This window comes from Cyanobacterium aponinum PCC 10605, from assembly GCF_000317675.1.
In the GTDB taxonomy this organism is placed as follows: Bacteria; Cyanobacteriota; Cyanobacteriia; order Cyanobacteriales; family Cyanobacteriaceae; genus PCC-10605.
On record NC_019776.1, the window covers coordinates 1,681,601 to 1,699,152 of the forward strand.

Below are 17,552 nucleotides of genomic sequence, written 5' to 3' on the forward strand. Positions count from 1 at the left end.
ACGAACTTTGATATATTTTGAGTTTAATTGATATGAGTGAAAAAAAACTAGGCGTTGCTATTGTTGGCACGGGTTTTGGTAAACAAATTCATTTACCTGCTTTTCAACTTCACCCTCGCACAGAGGTGGTTGCAATACATCATCGTGTCTTAGATAAAGCAAAAGCCATCGCCTCTGAGTATAATATTGCCCATGCAATGGATGATTTAGAGGATATTTGCCGTTTACCCGAAGTAGATATAGTCAGTATTTCTACCCCTCCGTTTCTGCATTATGACATGGCAAAAATTGCCCTTAACCACGATAAGCATATTTTGCTCGAAAAACCCCTTAATCTCAATGTTTATGAAACTAGGGAAATTTATCGTTTAGCTAAACAAAAGCAAAAAATTGTCGTCCCTGACTTTGAATTTCGCTTTATTCCTGCATGGCAATTACTCAAGGAATATTTAGATAATGACTATGTCGGTAAAACAAGACTTATCAAAATCGATTGGTTAGTGGCATCAAGGGGCAATCCTAACCGTGCATGGAATTGGTATTCCGTTAAAGAAAGAGGAGGAGGAGCATTAGGTGCGATCGGATCTCATGCTTTTGACTATATTCACTGGTTATTTGGGGAAATAGCGACAATTTCTGCTTATTTAGGTTGTGCCATATCCCAACGCCCTGATCCTTTGTCTAACAATCAATTAAAGCCTGTTACTGCTGATGATACCTGTTTAATAACCTTAGAATTGAATGACGGCACACCAGTACAGGTTAATCTTAGCTCAGTTACCTATCAAGGGCGCGGTCATTGGCTAGAAATTTACGGAGAAAAAGGCACATTAGTCTTAGGCAGTGATAACCTCAAGGATTATGTACACGGTTTTAAATTATACGCTTCTAGGGACAATCAACCCTTAGAAGAAATAAAAATTCCTGAAAGGTTAGCCTTTCCGCAAGTGTTTGACGATGGCAGACTCGCACCATTTATCAGAGTGGTAAATCAATTAGTAGAAAATATTGATCATAATAAGATGAATGCACCTTCAATTATCGAGGGGATTTACTCTCAATTACTAATGGATTTAACTCATAAATCCCACACTCAAAAACAACGATTAAAAGTACCTTCTTTACAGGATTTTCTCTTAGGCAATGAGTAAGTAATGAGTGAGTTAGGGGCGAATGGCCATTCGCCCGTACAGAGTTAGGAGTTATTAATTATCAACTATTTACCTTTGCCCTTTTTACTTTGCCCTTTTGAAATCTATTCACGGTAAGCCCCAAAATTTAGCTTTTTCCTTAAACCAATCTTCTTGCCTTAATTTTCTCATTACCTGATTAACTTGGTTTCGTAGTGATTGATATTGTCTCCCTTTAGGAAGTGCGATCGCAATGGGATATGCTCCAATAATTTGAGGTAATAACTGATAATTTGATGTTTGTTGAGTTATGCCCGTTAAAACCATTACATCTCCTGCAAAACCCTGCATTTCTCCTTTTTCCATTAATTCTAGGGCTTCTTGATAGCTAGAAACTCCTTGTAATGATAGTTGTGGAAATTGATATTGAATTTCTGCGATCGCTCTTGAATTGTTTAAAATGCCTATTTTTCCCGAAATATCCCTAATATTGCTCAAAAATTGATTTTTTTTGACTATAATCCCTGTTCCAGAAAAATAGTAAATGTCGCTAAAATCCACTAATCTTTGACGAGAAGAATTAAAAGTAATAGATGCGATCGCAATGTCCACATCATCCTCTATGACAGCATTTAGCCTATCTTGATTGAGGAGAGGTACAAATTTAATTGCTTGTTTATCTCCTAATAATTCTTCTGCCAATTTATGAGCTAAATCAATTTCAAATCCCTGTAAATTACCGTTTTGGTCAGTAAAACCTAGTGGTGGTAAATTATCTTTAACTCCAACAATAATTTTACCCCTAGCTTGAATTTCTTCCCATTCTGCACTTTTCACTAAGGGTGAAGAAAGTAAGTATAAACATAGAGTTATGGAAAAAAGAAATGATTTAATAATAGTCATAACGAAAAAATTATTAGGGTAAATGAACTGACATCATAAAAAATGATAAAGTTTTTTTGCCAATAAATAATAATCAATATAGTCTTAAAAGATTTAAAGAAAAAGAGTTAACAGAACTTATTTTTGAATTGCTAACTATTTTCATTGATTTTATAAATTATTTAGGTAAAATGAAAACAAAGATATAAATAAACTAAATTACTCTGATATTCTCAACTGTATGAAGATAAGAGGATGTAAAAATGACACTAACGGTTAAAAAGAATAAATTAGACATTCTCAAAGAAAACATCAAAAAAATAAAGTTAGAAATTGAAGAAGAATATCAAATAGATGAATTAGGATTATTTGGCTCTTATGTGAGAGGAGAAGAAACGGAAAATAGCGATATAGATTTGTTAGTTACTTTTAAGCCAGAAGCAAGATTTGGCTTGGCAAAATATGGCAAGTTACAAAATTTATTTAGTGATAGGTTAGGCAAAAAAGTAGATTTAGTTATGAAAAAAGGTTTAAAACCTCATATCGGGAAGCAAATTTTAAGTGAGGTTATTTATCTATGAAAAGAATAGTTAAAGACTTTTTACATGATATTTTAGACACAATTAACTCTATTAATCGATTTATTGATAGTTTGAATTTTGATGATTTTTGTGAAGATGAAAAAACTATTTTCGCTGTCATTCACGGATTGGAAAGAATAGGAGAAGCAACCAAAAAAGTTACTGACAATTTGCCCTATGTGAAGGAAAAATATTCTAATATGAACTGGAAAGAAATTGCTGGAATGAGAGATATTTTAATTAACCTCAGTTCGGTTTAAGAATATCCGATAAGGTTAGGTGTCAGGTTTCAGGTTGTAGGTTGCAGGTGGTAGGGGTTTTTAGCAAGGGGCTTAAGCCCCTTGTTTAAGTCAGTTCGGGTTAAGGCAATTTTATCGTTATTTCTAAGAAACCATAAGGTTTTCTGACTGCGAGAAAATAATGCTTTCAGCTTATCCAAAACTCAGGTTATACAAGATATTTTAGAAAATCTTGACCAATAAAGACAAATTATTCAATTCTTAAGGGGTCTGGATCGATAACTAATGAAACAGAATTATGACAATATTGTCTTAAATTGATTAGCTCTTGTTTTATTTCTAAAGAAAATTCTTTCTCACTTTTTAACAGAATTTGCCATCGATAACGCCTTGCTACCCTCATAATATTAGCAGGGGCAGGTCCTAAAATTTCCATATAATCTGGTAATAAATTAGCACATAAAGAAGCGATCGCATCTGCGCTATCTCGAACTTTATCCCCGTCTAAGCCACTAAAACGTAATAAAATCAAATGACCATAAGGAGGATAGCTTAAACTCTCCCTTTCCTTTAATTCTCGGTCACAAAAAGCCAAATAATCATGATTTTGCACTGCATGGATAACAGGATGTTCGGGGGAGTAGGTTTGAATGATAACTTTGCCTCTATCTTCCCCACGGCCTGCCCTTCCTGCCACTTGGGTGAGAGTTTGAAAGGCTCTTTCTGAGGCTCTGTAATCGGAATGAAACAACAAACCATCGGCAGATACTACCCCCACAAGGGTAACATTAGCTAAATCAATACCTTTGGTTAACATCTGTGTCCCGATTAAAATATCCGCTTCTCCTTGGGCAAATTCGGTTAAGATACGGCGGTGAGCATTTTTACTGCTAGTGGTGTCGCTATCAAATCGCAATACTTTCAAGTCAGGAAACTCTTTTTCCATTTCCAATACAACTTTTTGTGTTCCCGTGCCGAAAAATTTTAAATAAGGGGAAAAGCACTGAGGACATTGCTTTGGGTGTAGCTCTGCATGATTGCAATAATGACAACGTAATAATTCCCTTGCACCATGATGGCTATAATGATAAGATAAGGAAACATCACAATGGGGGCATTCCATAACGTAACCACAACTACGGCAAGAGACAAAAGTACTGTGACCCCGTCGAGAGATAAATAAAATCGCCTGTTTTCCTTCTGGTTTAAGGTTTTGCAGTTCTACTTTGAGGCGATCGCTAAAAATACTTCTGTTACCTTTACGCAACTCTTGACGCATATCGATTATCTCTACTGGGGGGAGAGGTCTTTCTAAGATGCGATCGGGCAAGGAAAGATAATAATGGGGATAAGAGCTAACTAACAAATCCTCAATATTATTAATTTTAAGGGGTTTAGGAAAAACAGAAAAGGCTTTCTGCCATGTTTCAAGGGAGGGGGTAGCTGAACCTAGAATAAGGGGACAATCTGCTAATTCTGCACGCCATTGGGCTACTTTAACAGCATGGTAGGTGGGGATAGGTTGATGTTGTTTAAAACTGGTATCGTGTTCTTCATCTAAGATAATAATACCAATATTAGGTAAAGGGGCAAACACGGCGCTTCTTGTGCCAATAACCACTTGAGGCTCACCTGTCAGCATTTGTCGCCATGTGTCGTATCTTTCTCCATCACTCAAGGCACTATGATAAACGCACACTTGTCCTTTGAATCTTGCCCGAAATCGATCTGTTAATTGAGGAGTTAAACCAATTTCGGGGACTAATACAAGAGCAGATTTTTTCTGTGCTAAGATGGGTGCGATCGCCTGTAGATATACTTCTGTTTTACCTGAACCTGTCACACCATGTAATAATACAGTGGAAAAAGAATGTAAACTGTTAATTAATTCTAAGGCTTGATTTTGAGGGGAAGTTAATGATTTTGGTTGATCTTCGGTGGGGTTAGAATCCTGTAATAAACGCAAGGTTTCTCTTTCTTGAATAACAATACATCCTTTTCTCTCCAAGGTTTTCACTACAGAATCGCTATTCAATTCGCATACTTTTAATAATTCCTGTAAAGCTAATTCTCCATCATGATTTTTGAGGTTTTTTAAAACGTCTTTTTGCTTAGGAGTCAATTTTTCTGAGTTGTTATTTTCTCCTAGAAAGGTGACAACTTTTGTAAATTTTGGTTTTGCCTTACTAGGGGGTTGTAAATAGGTTTCTAACCATTGTTTTTTTACCAACAAAGAAATTGCTTTTCGGCTATTATTGACCTTCTGGGTGATAAAACGATAGCTATAATCCCCTTGTTTGCTTTTTTTGAGTAATTTAATTACTTCCCATTCTTTCACCGTGCAGAAATCTTCAGGATTTTCAGGGATATTATTGAATAATAACTTAACCCGACGCTGCGATCGCCCCAAAAGTTTTGGAGGTAAAGCAACCCGAATTACATTGATTAAATCCGTTAAATAATAATTGGCAGTGCGCTCTAACAATTCCCAATAGTGAGAAGGAAAAAAACCACTACTCACAATATCATCTATTTCTTTAATCTGACTAGAATCAAGATTATCAGGCTGTTGAGAAAGAATCCTAACTACTACCCCTCCAACAATAGTATTACCAAAAGGAACACTAACAATATCTCCTGCTTTAATAAGAATATCGGGTTTATTTTGATAAGTATATAATCCCTCTGCATAGACACAATCCACTAAAACCTCTACCCATTGTTGTGGTACTTGATTATCATATCTATAATCGATAACGGGTTCAGCTAGTTTCATGGTTATAGTTAATAGTTAATAATTCTTTAATTTTTTTTAGCCAATGGGTAAAACCATCCAGAATAAGCCAATCACAGTTAAGCTCATGATACCAATCAGGTTATCAAATTTTTCTAGTGTTCGGGGCAATTTTAGGGTAATTTTTTTCAGTATGAATAGATATATTAATGCTCCAATCGCAAATGTGATTAGGGCTTTACTAATATTGACAACGGTATAGGTTTGAGGATAAATCAGATTAGTTGCTATTAATCCTCCCATTAAAATACTGACTCCTAGCCAATAACCTCTTTTCACTGCTGTTTCAGATATAGATGTATTAGCAGTGGGGAGAAAAATTAGTTTAGAAAGTGCGATCGCTGTTCCGATAACTGCTAAATTGAAAGGTATATTTTGCCAACTCAAAATATTTTTCATTACCATTACCTTGGCACTAAAACCAGCTAATAAAGGAATACCGATAATAGATGAGCTTCCTAAAAATAGCACAAACCAAAGATAAAAATTAACTCCTTCTTGATTCAATTGTTTAATGTCACGACTAGGTAAATTACCAACAGTTAAAAAAAGAGTGCATTTAGCCAAACCATGAGTTAAGGCATAAAAACCAGCAATCATAGGAGAGGCAATGATAAATCCTAATTGAGAAACAGTACTTAAAGCTAATAATCTTTTAGTATCATTTTCAAAAATAGCCTGTATAACTCCTAAATAAGCCGTAGCAATGGCGACAATTCTGATAACAAAGTCCACCTCATCACTGATAGATGCCAAACGAAGAAAAGGAAAAATTCCCGCCTTAACCACGATGCCCGAAAGTAATCCTGACAATGGAGTCTCCACTGAAGCATGAGTAAGAGGAAGCCATAATCCAGATACAAACACTCCTCCCTTTACTAATAATCCTAACAGAATAAGTGCGATCGCTTCTGGAGGAGAATTAATTAAACCATCAAAACTAAAAGAATTATTCGCCTTATAAATTAAAATTGCCCCAATTAAATAAAATAACATCGCAGTATTGCTAACAAAAAGGTATCGTAATCCTATCCAAATGCTCTTATCACTGCGGGGATAAACCATAAGCAAAAAAGCGGCAATACTAATCACCTCGATGGCAACATAAAAACTAATAAAGTCATAGCCAATAAAACAGGCATTAACACTACCGTAGAGAATCATTAATTGAGTATAGAAAAAAGCCTTTCTTTCTTCCGACAAACAATAAATTAACACCCCAATGGTAACAAGACAATTAGTAAGAATAAAATAACCGCTAAGTTGATCTACATACAAAGTAACACCAAAATTATCCAATAGCCGCAAAGTAAAATCTACTTCTGATGTCAATATCCAAACAGGATAAGAAATAGATATTAATAATCCTCCTAAACTCAAATAACTAGAGTATTTGGGCAATAAATAAACGAGAAAACCAGCAACAAAAGGTAACGCTAACCAAATTAAAGTAATCGTATTATTCATTTATCTACTCATATTTTCCCTAACTTTTAATTGAGCATCAAAAATAAGCATCGACAAAATTCAATGGCTATCAAATAAAGCATTGTTTTTATTCAATACTCTTTTCCAATGGTAGATTATATTTTCTTTTTCGACAACTGAGAGTTATGTTCAATTAAGTGTGAAACAAATTGAGAAATTTTATAAAGTAATCGGCGGGTTACTGATAGGTATTTTTGAGGAGCTAATACCTATTTAACCTGAGTGCGAGATAAATTTTCATCTATGAGTGATGGCGAAAAGGGCAATCATTTGAGTTCAGAGAATTCGGTGCGCTCGTTCCGCAAAGCTTTACGCAGTAAGGAGTTAAAATAAAAAAGAAATTTCTCCCTAAAACCGTAAGGGTTGAATATATTCAACCCCTACCACCTGACACCTTATCTCCCTAACACCCTAACCCAGTACCCCTTAATTATTAAGTTAATTATTGGCTAGTAATTAATAAGCATCTTGTAATTCATAGAAATCTGGAGATACATAATCTTTTCTTAGAGGCCAACCCACCCAATCTTCAGGCATTAAAATACGTTTTAAATTGGGATGTCCTTCGTAGATGATGCCATACATATCATAGCACTCTCTTTCTTGCCAATCTGCACCTCTCCAAATCCAATATACAGAAGGTACTTGAGGATTTTCTCTATTCAAATAAACCTTGATTCTCACTTCTTGAGGATTAGTTATATTATCTTCTACTTTAAGTAAATGATAAAAACTAACTAATTCTTTTCCTGGACCTAAATCATAAGCACCCTGACACTGTAGATAATTAAATCCATAGGCACGTAAAGCAGTCGCAATGGGAATAAGAAACTCAGGGTCAACTTTAATCAATTCTACTCCTGAATGATCTTTTTCGAGGACTTCATGAGCAAAACCATTTTCCGTCAACCATTGAGATGTTATCCCCGCTTGGACAATTTCTCCCACCTCGTTATTTTCTTGCTGATTTTCTGTTTCTGGATTGTTATTATTATTTGCTTCTGTCATTGATGATTAAGCCTCCTTTTGGGTTTTTTCTGTTAATTTTGCTGTATCTACGGGCATTCCCATTGCCGCCGCTAATTCAGCAGGGGGATTATTTCTGGACTCACTGCGGATATACTTACCTGTCAGAATAGGATCAACTGCTTTCATATTGTGGGTAGTGGAATAATACCTATTGATTTGACTTCTAACAGTTCCACGCTCTTGAATTGACTCATTTGCTACTTTCTTTCTCAATTTTACGATCGCATCAAAAATAGCTTCAGGGCGGGGAGGGCAACCCGGAATATACACATCAACAGGAATTAACTTATCAACCCCACGCACTGCTGTAGTAGAGTCACTGCTAAACATACCCCCTGTAATAGTACAAGCACCCATAGCGATAACGTATTTAGGCTCAGGCATTTCCTCATATAAACGCACTAAAGCGGGTGCCATCTTCATAGTAATAGTTCCTGCGGTGATGATTAAATCAGCTTGACGGGGACTAGAACGAGGAACAAGCCCAAAACGATCAAAATCGAAGCGAGAGCCAATTAGAGCGGCAAATTCAATAAAGCAACAAGCGGTTCCATACAGCAGGGGCCACAAACTTGATAATCTAGCCCAATTATGTAAATCATCAACGGTGGTTAAAATTATATTCTCTGATAAATCTTGAGTTACTTGACTACGGGCGGCAGGATTGAGGATTTTTTCCTTTGCCTGATTCTCTAAGTTTTTTAAATCTGTAGCAGAAGTATTCATAAGTTTTTCTTTACTAAGATAGCATCATTTTTATTGTAATGGACTTGATCCGAGTTGGGGGTTAGGGTAAAAGTTTTAGGTTTCAGGTGGCAGGTTTCAGGTGGTAGGGGTTGAATATATTCAACCCTTACGGTGATAAGGGAGAAATTAATTAAACACTGTTGCCCTCCCCCCTCTCGAGGGGGGATAAAGGGGGGTTTGCCTATTGCCTTGTCTTAATTACTAATTCCTAATTACTCTTTACGACCATTCTAAAGCACCCTTACGCCAAGCATACACGAGGGCAACTACTAAAATTGCGATAAAAATTAAGGCTTCCACAAAAGCTAATAAACCCAATGTGTTAAATGCCACTGCCCAAGGATATAAAAAGACTGTTTCTACGTCAAAAACTACAAACACAAGGGCAAACATATAGTAACGGATATTAAATTGAATCCATGCCCCCCCAATGGGTTCCATCCCTGATTCATAGGTAGTGCGTCTTTCAGGTCCTCCTGTTTTTGGACGTAGTAATTTAGACGCTGTTAAAGCTAAAATAGGTACTAAACTACTAACTATCAGAAAACCTAAAAAATACTCATAACCATTAAGTACAAACATATGTTTTTAAAACTCCTGATGGGTTAATTATCCGTTTTTTATAGCTAAACTAAAGAAAAACCTTAGTTATGTCAAGTTTAATTCTTGAATCTTGATTTATTATAAAAGGTTTGTGCTAGGATAAAGCGCAGTCCTTTTCTGCTTAATTATAATGTTATGTAACTAAGCTAGTGTAATACTCTTGCAACTATTTTATAAAATTATTTTTTTGGTCAAAAACTGTGGCATCTACTAGCATCAAAGGTAAAACTAATAATCCTGTCCCCAATCCAAAAACCCCTACTAATTTTTTTATGGGAGTGGTAAAAGTAACCACTGGGACATTTTTAGGTCTAACATTATTGACCACATCAGCTATAGCAGGTGGTTTGGTTGGTTTAGCCGTTAGCTTTCGTAACTTACCAGATGTAAGGGTTTTAAAAAATTATGTTCCTTCTCAAACTAGCTACATTTATGATGTTAAGGGACGTTTACTAACTACATATCACGGGGAAGAACATCGCACAACAGTAGATTTTCAGGATATTTCCCCTAACTTAAAGATGGCAGTATTGGCGATCGAAGATAGTAATTTTTATGATCATAAAGGTATCAATCCTACCAGTATCGGTAGGGCAATTCTGGTTAATATTCAAAGTGGTGGGGTGGTAGAAGGTGCATCAACCTTAACAATGCAGTTAGTTAAAAATGTTTTTCTGTCCCATCAGAGGACTTTTTCTCGTAAATTAGCAGAAGCAGTTTTAGCAGTAAGAGTAGAGCAGGTTTTTGAGAAGAATAATATTTTGGAAATGTACCTCAACAATATTTATTGGGGGCATAACAATTATGGTGCAGAAACGGCGGCTCAAAGTTACTTTAATAAGTCTGCAAGAGAACTAAATTTGGCAGAGGCGGCAATGATGGCGGGAATTATTCAAGCCCCTGAAGTTTATAGCCCTTTTGCTAATTATGATATTGCTAAACAAAGACAGGCTTTAGTTTTAGGGAGAATGGTGGATTTGGGCTGGATTACCAGTGAAGAGGCTGAAACCGCTAAAAAAACTCCCCTTTATTTAGGTAAGCCTCAAGCATGGCAAAGTAGTAAACTTCCCTATGTCACTGATTCTGTGCGCAAAGAATTAATAGAACGTTTTGGACAAGAGATGATTACTAAGGGGGGACTTCATGTTCAAACTACTATTGATTATGATTTACAGGTTAAGGCGGAAGAAATCGTCCAAAAATCCCATCGTAATTTAGTGTCATGGGGAGTTAAGGCGGATCAAATCGCCCTAGTTGCGATCGACCCTCGAACCCATTTTGTTAAAGCAGTGGTGGGGGGTGTAGATTATGAACAAAGCCAATTTAATCGGGTGTTACAATCTCGTCGTCAACCCGGTTCTGCTTTTAAACCCTTTGTTTTTTACACTGCCTTTGCCACAGGTAAATACACTCCTACTTCGTCAGTTGCTAACTATTCTAAAGGTTATCGAGATGGAAGTGGCTATTATCGTCCTCAAAACTATGGTGGAAGTTTTGGGGGAGGAGATGTTAGTATCATTCAAGCTCTCAGTCAGTCTTTAAATATTCCCGCAGTGGTTTTAGGGCAGGAAATAGGCTTAGATAAAGTAATTGAAGTATGTCGCACGTTAGGTATAGAAAGCCCCTTAAGTCCTGTTGTATCCTTACCATTAGGACCGATGGGAGTTACACCCATGGAAATGGCCAAATCTTATGCAACTTTTGCTAATAATGGTTGGCAATCAGACACGACAATGATTGTACAAGTCACAGATAGTGATGGAAATATTTTGTTAGATAATACCCCTAAACCTAAATTAGTTTTAAATGAATGGGCGACGGCTTCTCTTTCTGCAACCTTGACTCAAGTAATACAAGGGGGAACAGCTCGTAGTGCTGACATTGGCAGACCTGCGGCGGGTAAAACTGGTACAACTTCAGGGGAAAGAGATGTTTGGTTTGTGGGTTATGTGCCTCAATTAGCAACAGCTGTTTGGATTGGGAATGATGATTTCAATCGCAGTTTAGGAAGTGGGGTGACAGGAGGGGGATACGCCGCCCCCATTTGGCGACAATTTATGGTGACAGCATTACAAAATGAACCTGTGAAGTATTTCCCTGCGGCGTCTCAATTTACTCGTCCAAAGTCTGATAATAAAAAGAATGAAAAGAATGATTAGGCAATTTGAAGTTTTCGGGATTGAGGTATTAGAGAGAGGGGGAGAGGGGGAAGCTAATTCTTCATTCCTAATTCTTCATTTTTAATTGTCTTGTTTATGAAAAATAGCATGGTTATGGGATGAAAGTAGAGGATTTATTAAAAAGTTTGCCTGATGATTCTGGGGTTTATTTTATGAAAGATAAATCTGGAAATATTCTCTATATTGGTAAGGCGAAAAATCTCAAAAAACGGGTTAAATCTTATTTTAATCCTTCTGCTAAACATACCCATAGAATAGCTTTAATGGTTTCTCAGGTGAGAGATATTGAATATATTGTCACCGACACGGAAGCGGAGGCTTTAGCTTTAGAGGCAAATTTAATTAAACAGCATCAACCCCATTTTAATGTTTTACTTAAGGATGATAAAAAATATCCCTATGTCTGCATTACTTGGTCTGAAAATTATCCTCGTATTTTTATTACTCGTAAGCGTCGTTTAACTGATAAACTCGATCGCTATTATGGTCCTTATGTGGATAGTCGAAGGTTAAGAGAAATTTTAGATATTATTAAACGTACTTTTCCTTTACGACAGCGATCGAAGCCTTTATATAAAGATCGCCCCTGTTTGAATTATGATCTAGGAAAATGCCCCGGAGTCTGTCAAAATTTAATTACTCCTGAACAATATCGGGAAATTATTAGTAAAGTTGCTTTTATTTTTCAGGGGCGTACTGATGAATTAATTAAACAATTACAAACTCAAATGGAAATCGCTTCATCAGCCCTAGAATTTGAAAAGGCGGCTCAATATAGGGATCAAATTCTGAGTTTACAACAATTATTTTCCAGTCAAAAAGTTGCTTTACCTGATGATACCATCTCCAGAGATGCGATCGCACTTGCTCAGGATGAAAATTATACTTGTATTCAACTGTTTCAGATTCGAGCAGGGCGTTTAATTGGCAGATTAGGATTTTTTACCGATAATGGTCATAATGATGAGCAGGGAGAAATTTTACAACGAGTTTTAGAACAACACTATCAAAATATTGACTTCTCAGAAATTCCTACGGAAATAATAGTTCAATATCCTCTCAAAGAAGAAGAAATTTTAGCTAGTTGGCTAAGAGAAAAAAAGGGTAAAAAAGTCATTATTACTATTCCTCAAAGACAGCAAAAAGCCGAATTAATTTCGATGGTGGCTAGGAATGCTCAAATAGAGCTAGAAAGAAGTCAAAAGTTTAGTCAAACTAATTTAGAAGGTATGGAAGATTTAGCCAAAATATTGGATTTACCCACTCTGCCTCGCCGCATTGAAGGTTATGATATATCCCATTTGCAAGGTTCAAATGCCGTAGCTTCAAGGGTTGTTTTTATTGATGGTTTACCTGCAAAACAATATTATCGTCATTACAAGATTAAAAATCCCGAAATCAAAATAGGTCACTCTGATGACTTTTTATCTCTACAAGAAGTAATTAAAAGACGTTTTTCCCATACAGAAGATTATCCAGATTTAGTGATGATTGACGGAGGAAAAGGTCAACTTTCATCGGTTTGTGAAATCTTAACAGAAATGAATTTAATGGAGAAAATTAAGGTTATTAGTTTAGCCAAAAAAAGGGAAGAAATATTTTTACCCAATCAATCTTTACCTCTTGATACGAATAAAGAACAATCAGGAGTACAATTATTAAGAAGATTAAGAGACGAAGCCCATCGCTTTGCTGTTACATTTCACCGTCAACAAAGACAAAAAGCTAGTCGTAAATCAATTTTAGATGAGATACCGGGGTTGGGATTTGAGAGACAAAAAAGGCTTTTAGCTCATTTTCACTCGGTGGATTATATTCGTCAGGCAACGGTTAAACAGTTAGCAGAAGTATCAGGAATTGGGGATAATTTAGCTCAGATAATCTATCAATATTTTCACTAAAAACGATTCATAAATATAACCTCAGTTCGGTTTAAGAATATCCGATAAGGTTAGGTGTCAGGTTGCAGGTTGCAGGTTGCAGGTGTTAGAGTGATGAGGTGATGAGGGGAAAGGGGGAAGCAAGTAATAAATAATAAATAAGTAGTAAGTATTCGTGGTTTTTCATTCTTAATTCTTAATTTTTAATTCTTAACTATTTAACGTCAGTTCGGATTAAGGCAATTTTATCGTTATTTCTAAGAAGAAGCTATAAGATTTTCTGACTACGAGTTGGGATGCTTTCAGCTTATCCAAAACTCAGGTTAAATATAGCAAAAAAAGACCATAATTGAGAAGTTGTTTGAAAAGTTTTAGGTCCCCCTAAATCACCCTTAATAAGGGGGACTTTCCAATATATTTTTTGGGGATCAATAATCAGCAATAGTGCTTTGCAAACAGGTTCTAAGTTTTAATTTTCTGAATTAGAGGAAAGGAGCAAATTTAATTTTTCTTGTCGCTTCTGAGCTGGAGTAAAAAGAGGATTAATACTTAAACATTTTCCATAGCTATTCAACGCATCCCCTAATTTTTTTAGTTTTTCTAGGGCTAGACCTCGATGATACCACGCTTGATAATGATTAGGTTGAATCCCAATTACTCTTTCCCAACTAATGATTGCTTCTTGCCATTGTCCCATGCTAAATAAAGCACTCCCTCTATCGTACCAGGAATCGAGGTCATTTACATTAAGTGCGATCGCCTGCTCGAAACTTTGAACTGCTTCTGGTAAACGATTTAAGTAAGCTAAAGCACTACCTTTGTTATGCCAAGCGGGGGCAAAATCGGGGTTAAGAGTTACAGCCTGATTCCATGAAATTAAAGCCTCTTCAAAATCTCCTGCCGATGCTTTTTCTAAGCCTAAATTGAATAAATATTCTACTAATTCTTCAGAAATAGAACCGGAAAAAATAGGTAAAGAATCTGATTCTGTTTGCTCAACGATTTTGGCAATAATTACACTAGGATCAACCGTATTTAAGTTTAACTGATGGGCAATTTCAGAAGCAAAATTTTCATCTTTTTGTAATAAAGATAGTAGTTCCCCTAATGATGTAGGAGAGTTTATTTTTGCGGTTAAACTTTCGGTTACTTCATTTATAGGCGTTTTATCTTCAATTTTATCTATATTTTTATCTATATTTTCTTGATGATGGGAATTGAAAGAATTAACAAAATTGTTTGATGTTGTCTGATTTAATAACTCTTTACCTATTTCATAAGCTAAATCTCCCACTCCTCGCATAAAAGGTAATGTTGCTGTCAATTCACCTAAACGAATCATTCTTACTGCCAATTGACTATGACCATGAGAAGACTTAATTAACTGATTACGGTAACGCTGTAACCAATCTAACCAAGTTTCAAGGGAAATTCTCGGCTCTAATTTTTCAAAAAATTGCTCAATACGAGACTCTTGCCACCCGTTAGCAACCCCTTCTAATAACTGATAAAACAAAAATTCTAAATCTCCATCTTTAACCACAGGATGAGTAGCAGTTGAATCCCCATTCTTACCTTTCACATCATCCTTTTCAGGATCATAGGGTTGAATGGTTGTTGGAATTAATTTTAACCATTGCCCAATTCTTTCAATCATTGTTTTCCCAGTTTCAGATTTCCCTCTGTTTTAATATTTGATCATAATTGATGATTTCAAAATAATCGATATTCTTTAGCAAATTATTTATTATTTTCTCTCGCCAATTTCTGCACCCACAAAAGTTCTTAACCTTAATAAATTCATAGTTTGGGCAAAATTCAAAGGCAGTATTGACACACCTTCTAAGCGAGATTGAATCCATTCATCACCCCAACACCATTCTTGATAGCCGTCAATTCCTCCACTTAATAAAAAGCGAATACAATTACTGTTAATAATTTCTACTTCATTTCTCACTTCAACTAATCCCAATTTAATGATAAACTTATCCCCTGATTCTAGTTGGTTTGGACGCTTATCTTGAAACTTAAGAGGAAAAAACCATTTTTCTAATTGTTCAATGTTGAGAAGACTATCCTTTAATTTCTTTTCATCGGCGGAGACTTCTATTCTAAGTTCACTCTGTTGAAATTTACCCCACATAACTACCTACAATATTGATTAATTGTTAGTTCAATCATAGCTTAATCTTTTCTTGTTTATTTCTCAATCCCATAAAAAAACGCCCCCGAAGAGGCGATGATTTGTTTCTCTTTAATTATTTGAATAGTTATTTGTTGGAAGATATAGGTTGTCTAGTAAAATTAGAAACTTTACCAACATTATTATAAGTTGTGGTAATAGGTTCAGGGGTAGAAGATTTGGGTTTTTGGCGAGTTTCACCACTTAAGTAATCGGCGTATTTCCCAGGGTTTGCAACCAAAACTCCTGAGTTAGAGTTTGACCAACCTTTACCCCACGATTTAACCCAAATAGAACCAGAAATGTTAGGGTAAGAACTCCCTCCTCCATTTACACCAGCATTTGCATTTGGTGCATGAATGAAAACATTACCTGACTCTCCACCACCATTAATTCCAATACTTGTTGTATTTTGACTTCCATATATCTGTAATTTTTCGCTCGAATCAGTTTTAATTTTTGAATTTCCAGAAAGCAACATATTACCATCTAAATGGAGAACAACATTGTCGTTAATTGATAAAGTATCATTTCCTTTTAAGTTAATACTATTTCCCTGACTAACATTAACTTTGTAATGATAATAACCATCAGAACTTTTTGTATCATTAATTGTTTTACCTTTAACTTTTACATTTATTCTTGGAAGTGCCATGTCTCCTGTAATAGCCGAAAGAGAAATTGCATCACTTGGTGGTGTAGGAACTGGAGGCATTGGTTCTTTTGTTAAAACGGTTGTACCACCTTTGCTTTTTGGACCATTCTTATAAGGCTGATACTCAAAATTACCATTTTCGTCAGGTTTTTCCCCTACCATTTTCTTACAATCAGAAACAGTAATTTTTACATTTCCGCCAAAATCATTATTACCAAAATCATTGTCTGTATTATCTGTAATCCATAGTGCAGGTGCACCATCTCCTGAACCATCAATCATAATTGGTGTACTTTCTGAATTGATTGTACCGCCTTCGACATTAAAACTACCCTGCAAATCAATAGCTAGCTGTGCAACTGCATTTCCTACTTTTCCTTGAATGATTGCTATCGCTCCATCTTCACTTGCATTTCTTGAATAGTCCAGTAACTTATAAGAACCATTGTTACCAACGGGAACCCATTGAGTATCCTTTGAATTGGATTTGACTCCTGCAACTGATTGCAAACCTTCAATTATTTTTTCTGCGTTAAACGTTTCTCCCAAACTTGAATCGAGTGATGATGTGCTAGATGGTTGAGTTGCTTTACATAGATATGATTCTTGATTTCCATTGCTAGAGCCTGTATTAGTTGCATTTTTCATCTCTTCAACTTTTTCAGCTAAAGGTGGGATTGCACTTACTATTTTATCTTCTACTTTTTTCGGATCATTCGGATCTACTTTTACAATTTCCTGCCAGTCTTCTAAATCAAGCATTGCTAAAGAAGGGTTTTTTGCCAGAAATGATTGAACATTCGTCACACCAGCCTCTGCGACTGCCATTGCTTGTTTGCTTTGCTCTGAGGATGTAGTATTTGTATTCTCCTGCCCACCCTTCATAACTGCCACTGCACCAACAATCATCATGGCACTACCTAAACCGATCGCCATTGGAAGAGTTGAACCCTGTTGGCTTCTGACACCGAAAGGTAATAAATTACGGATAAAATTAGTAACTAGGGGTTTTTTTTGATTTTTGTTTTGATTGTTGGTTAGCATAGCAATTTCCTCTTTTTTCTCTAGCAGTTTAAGGTTAAGTTATGGGTATAAAATATTATTTATAAATCTGGTTTTGTATTGATTATTTACACATAGGATCTCTAATTACCAGACTGCC

General features: G+C 35.8%; 14 protein-coding genes. 5 read left to right on the top strand and 9 right to left on the bottom strand.

Annotated elements, in window-relative coordinates:
- Positions 1 to 32: 32 nt before the first annotated feature.
- Complete coding sequence (locus tag CYAN10605_RS07035; protein ID WP_015219245.1) at positions 33 to 1,151, top strand: Gfo/Idh/MocA family protein; 1,119 nt, start codon at positions 33 to 35, stop codon at positions 1,149 to 1,151.
- 108 nt (positions 1,152 to 1,259) lie between these two features.
- Here the strand turns inward: CYAN10605_RS07035 and CYAN10605_RS07040 are convergent, their stop codons facing one another.
- Positions 1,260 to 2,033 carry a transporter substrate-binding domain-containing protein gene (locus CYAN10605_RS07040; RefSeq protein ID WP_015219246.1) on the bottom strand — a complete coding sequence of 258 codons (774 nt, stop codon included), beginning with the start codon at positions 2,031 to 2,033 and terminating at the stop codon, positions 1,260 to 1,262.
- A gap of 242 nt (positions 2,034 to 2,275) precedes the next feature.
- Between CYAN10605_RS07040 and CYAN10605_RS07045 the strand changes: the two genes are divergently transcribed.
- Positions 2,276 to 2,593, top strand: a complete 318-nt coding sequence (locus CYAN10605_RS07045) for a nucleotidyltransferase family protein (protein WP_015219247.1) — start codon at positions 2,276 to 2,278, stop codon at positions 2,591 to 2,593.
- Positions 2,590 to 2,853: a HepT-like ribonuclease domain-containing protein gene (locus CYAN10605_RS07050; protein ID WP_015219248.1), complete on the top strand. Its 264-nt coding sequence runs from the start codon at positions 2,590 to 2,592 to the stop codon at positions 2,851 to 2,853. The genes CYAN10605_RS07045 and CYAN10605_RS07050 overlap by 4 nt, the downstream gene beginning before the upstream one ends.
- A 229-nt stretch (positions 2,854 to 3,082) precedes the next feature.
- Here the strand turns inward: CYAN10605_RS07050 and priA are convergent, their stop codons facing one another.
- The 5 genes from priA to ndhC form a co-directional block, all read right to left on the bottom strand.
- Positions 3,083 to 5,608, bottom strand: a complete 2,526-nt coding sequence (gene priA / locus CYAN10605_RS07055) for a primosomal protein N' (RefSeq protein WP_015219249.1) — start codon at positions 5,606 to 5,608, stop codon at positions 3,083 to 3,085.
- A 36-nt stretch (positions 5,609 to 5,644) separates the two neighbouring features.
- Complete coding sequence (locus CYAN10605_RS07060; protein WP_015219250.1) at positions 5,645 to 7,093, bottom strand: cation:proton antiporter; 1,449 nt, start codon at positions 7,091 to 7,093, stop codon at positions 5,645 to 5,647.
- Between the two features lie 477 nt (positions 7,094 to 7,570).
- On the bottom strand, positions 7,571 to 8,122 hold the full coding sequence (locus CYAN10605_RS07065) for an NAD(P)H-quinone oxidoreductase subunit J (RefSeq protein WP_015219251.1): 552 nt from the start codon (positions 8,120 to 8,122) through the stop codon (positions 7,571 to 7,573).
- 6 nt (positions 8,123 to 8,128) lie between these two features.
- Positions 8,129 to 8,869: a photosynthetic/respiratory NAD(P)H-quinone oxidoreductase subunit K gene (gene ndhK, locus CYAN10605_RS07070; RefSeq protein WP_015219252.1), complete on the bottom strand. Its 741-nt coding sequence runs from the start codon at positions 8,867 to 8,869 to the stop codon at positions 8,129 to 8,131.
- Positions 8,870 to 9,109: 240 nt separating this feature from the next.
- The gene (gene ndhC / locus CYAN10605_RS07075; protein ID WP_015219253.1) at positions 9,110 to 9,472 is read right to left on the bottom strand and encodes a photosynthetic/respiratory NAD(P)H-quinone oxidoreductase subunit C; all 363 of its coding nucleotides are present in this window, start codon (positions 9,470 to 9,472) and stop codon (positions 9,110 to 9,112) included.
- Between the two features lie 221 nt (positions 9,473 to 9,693).
- On the opposite strand from ndhC, the gene CYAN10605_RS07080 reads away from it, so the two are divergent.
- Together CYAN10605_RS07080 and uvrC are read left to right on the top strand one after the other, a co-directional pair.
- Positions 9,694 to 11,652 carry a transglycosylase domain-containing protein gene (locus tag CYAN10605_RS07080; RefSeq protein ID WP_015219254.1) on the top strand — a complete coding sequence of 653 codons (1,959 nt, stop codon included), beginning with the start codon at positions 9,694 to 9,696 and terminating at the stop codon, positions 11,650 to 11,652.
- A 119-nt stretch (positions 11,653 to 11,771) separates the two neighbouring features.
- The gene (uvrC, locus tag CYAN10605_RS07085; RefSeq protein WP_015219255.1) at positions 11,772 to 13,574 is read left to right on the top strand and encodes an excinuclease ABC subunit UvrC; all 1,803 of its coding nucleotides are present in this window, start codon (positions 11,772 to 11,774) and stop codon (positions 13,572 to 13,574) included.
- A gap of 448 nt (positions 13,575 to 14,022) precedes the next feature.
- On the opposite strand, the gene CYAN10605_RS07090 is transcribed toward uvrC, so the two are convergent.
- From CYAN10605_RS07090 to CYAN10605_RS07100, 3 genes are all read right to left on the bottom strand, one after another.
- Positions 14,023 to 15,210 carry a tetratricopeptide repeat protein gene (locus CYAN10605_RS07090; RefSeq protein WP_015219256.1) on the bottom strand — a complete coding sequence of 396 codons (1,188 nt, stop codon included), beginning with the start codon at positions 15,208 to 15,210 and terminating at the stop codon, positions 14,023 to 14,025.
- Between the two features lie 90 nt (positions 15,211 to 15,300).
- Positions 15,301 to 15,696 carry a hypothetical protein gene (locus CYAN10605_RS07095; RefSeq protein WP_015219257.1) on the bottom strand — a complete coding sequence of 132 codons (396 nt, stop codon included), beginning with the start codon at positions 15,694 to 15,696 and terminating at the stop codon, positions 15,301 to 15,303.
- A gap of 127 nt (positions 15,697 to 15,823) precedes the next feature.
- Positions 15,824 to 17,434, bottom strand: a complete 1,611-nt coding sequence (locus CYAN10605_RS07100) for a hypothetical protein (protein WP_015219258.1) — start codon at positions 17,432 to 17,434, stop codon at positions 15,824 to 15,826.
- Between the last annotated feature and the right edge of the window lie 118 nt (positions 17,435 to 17,552).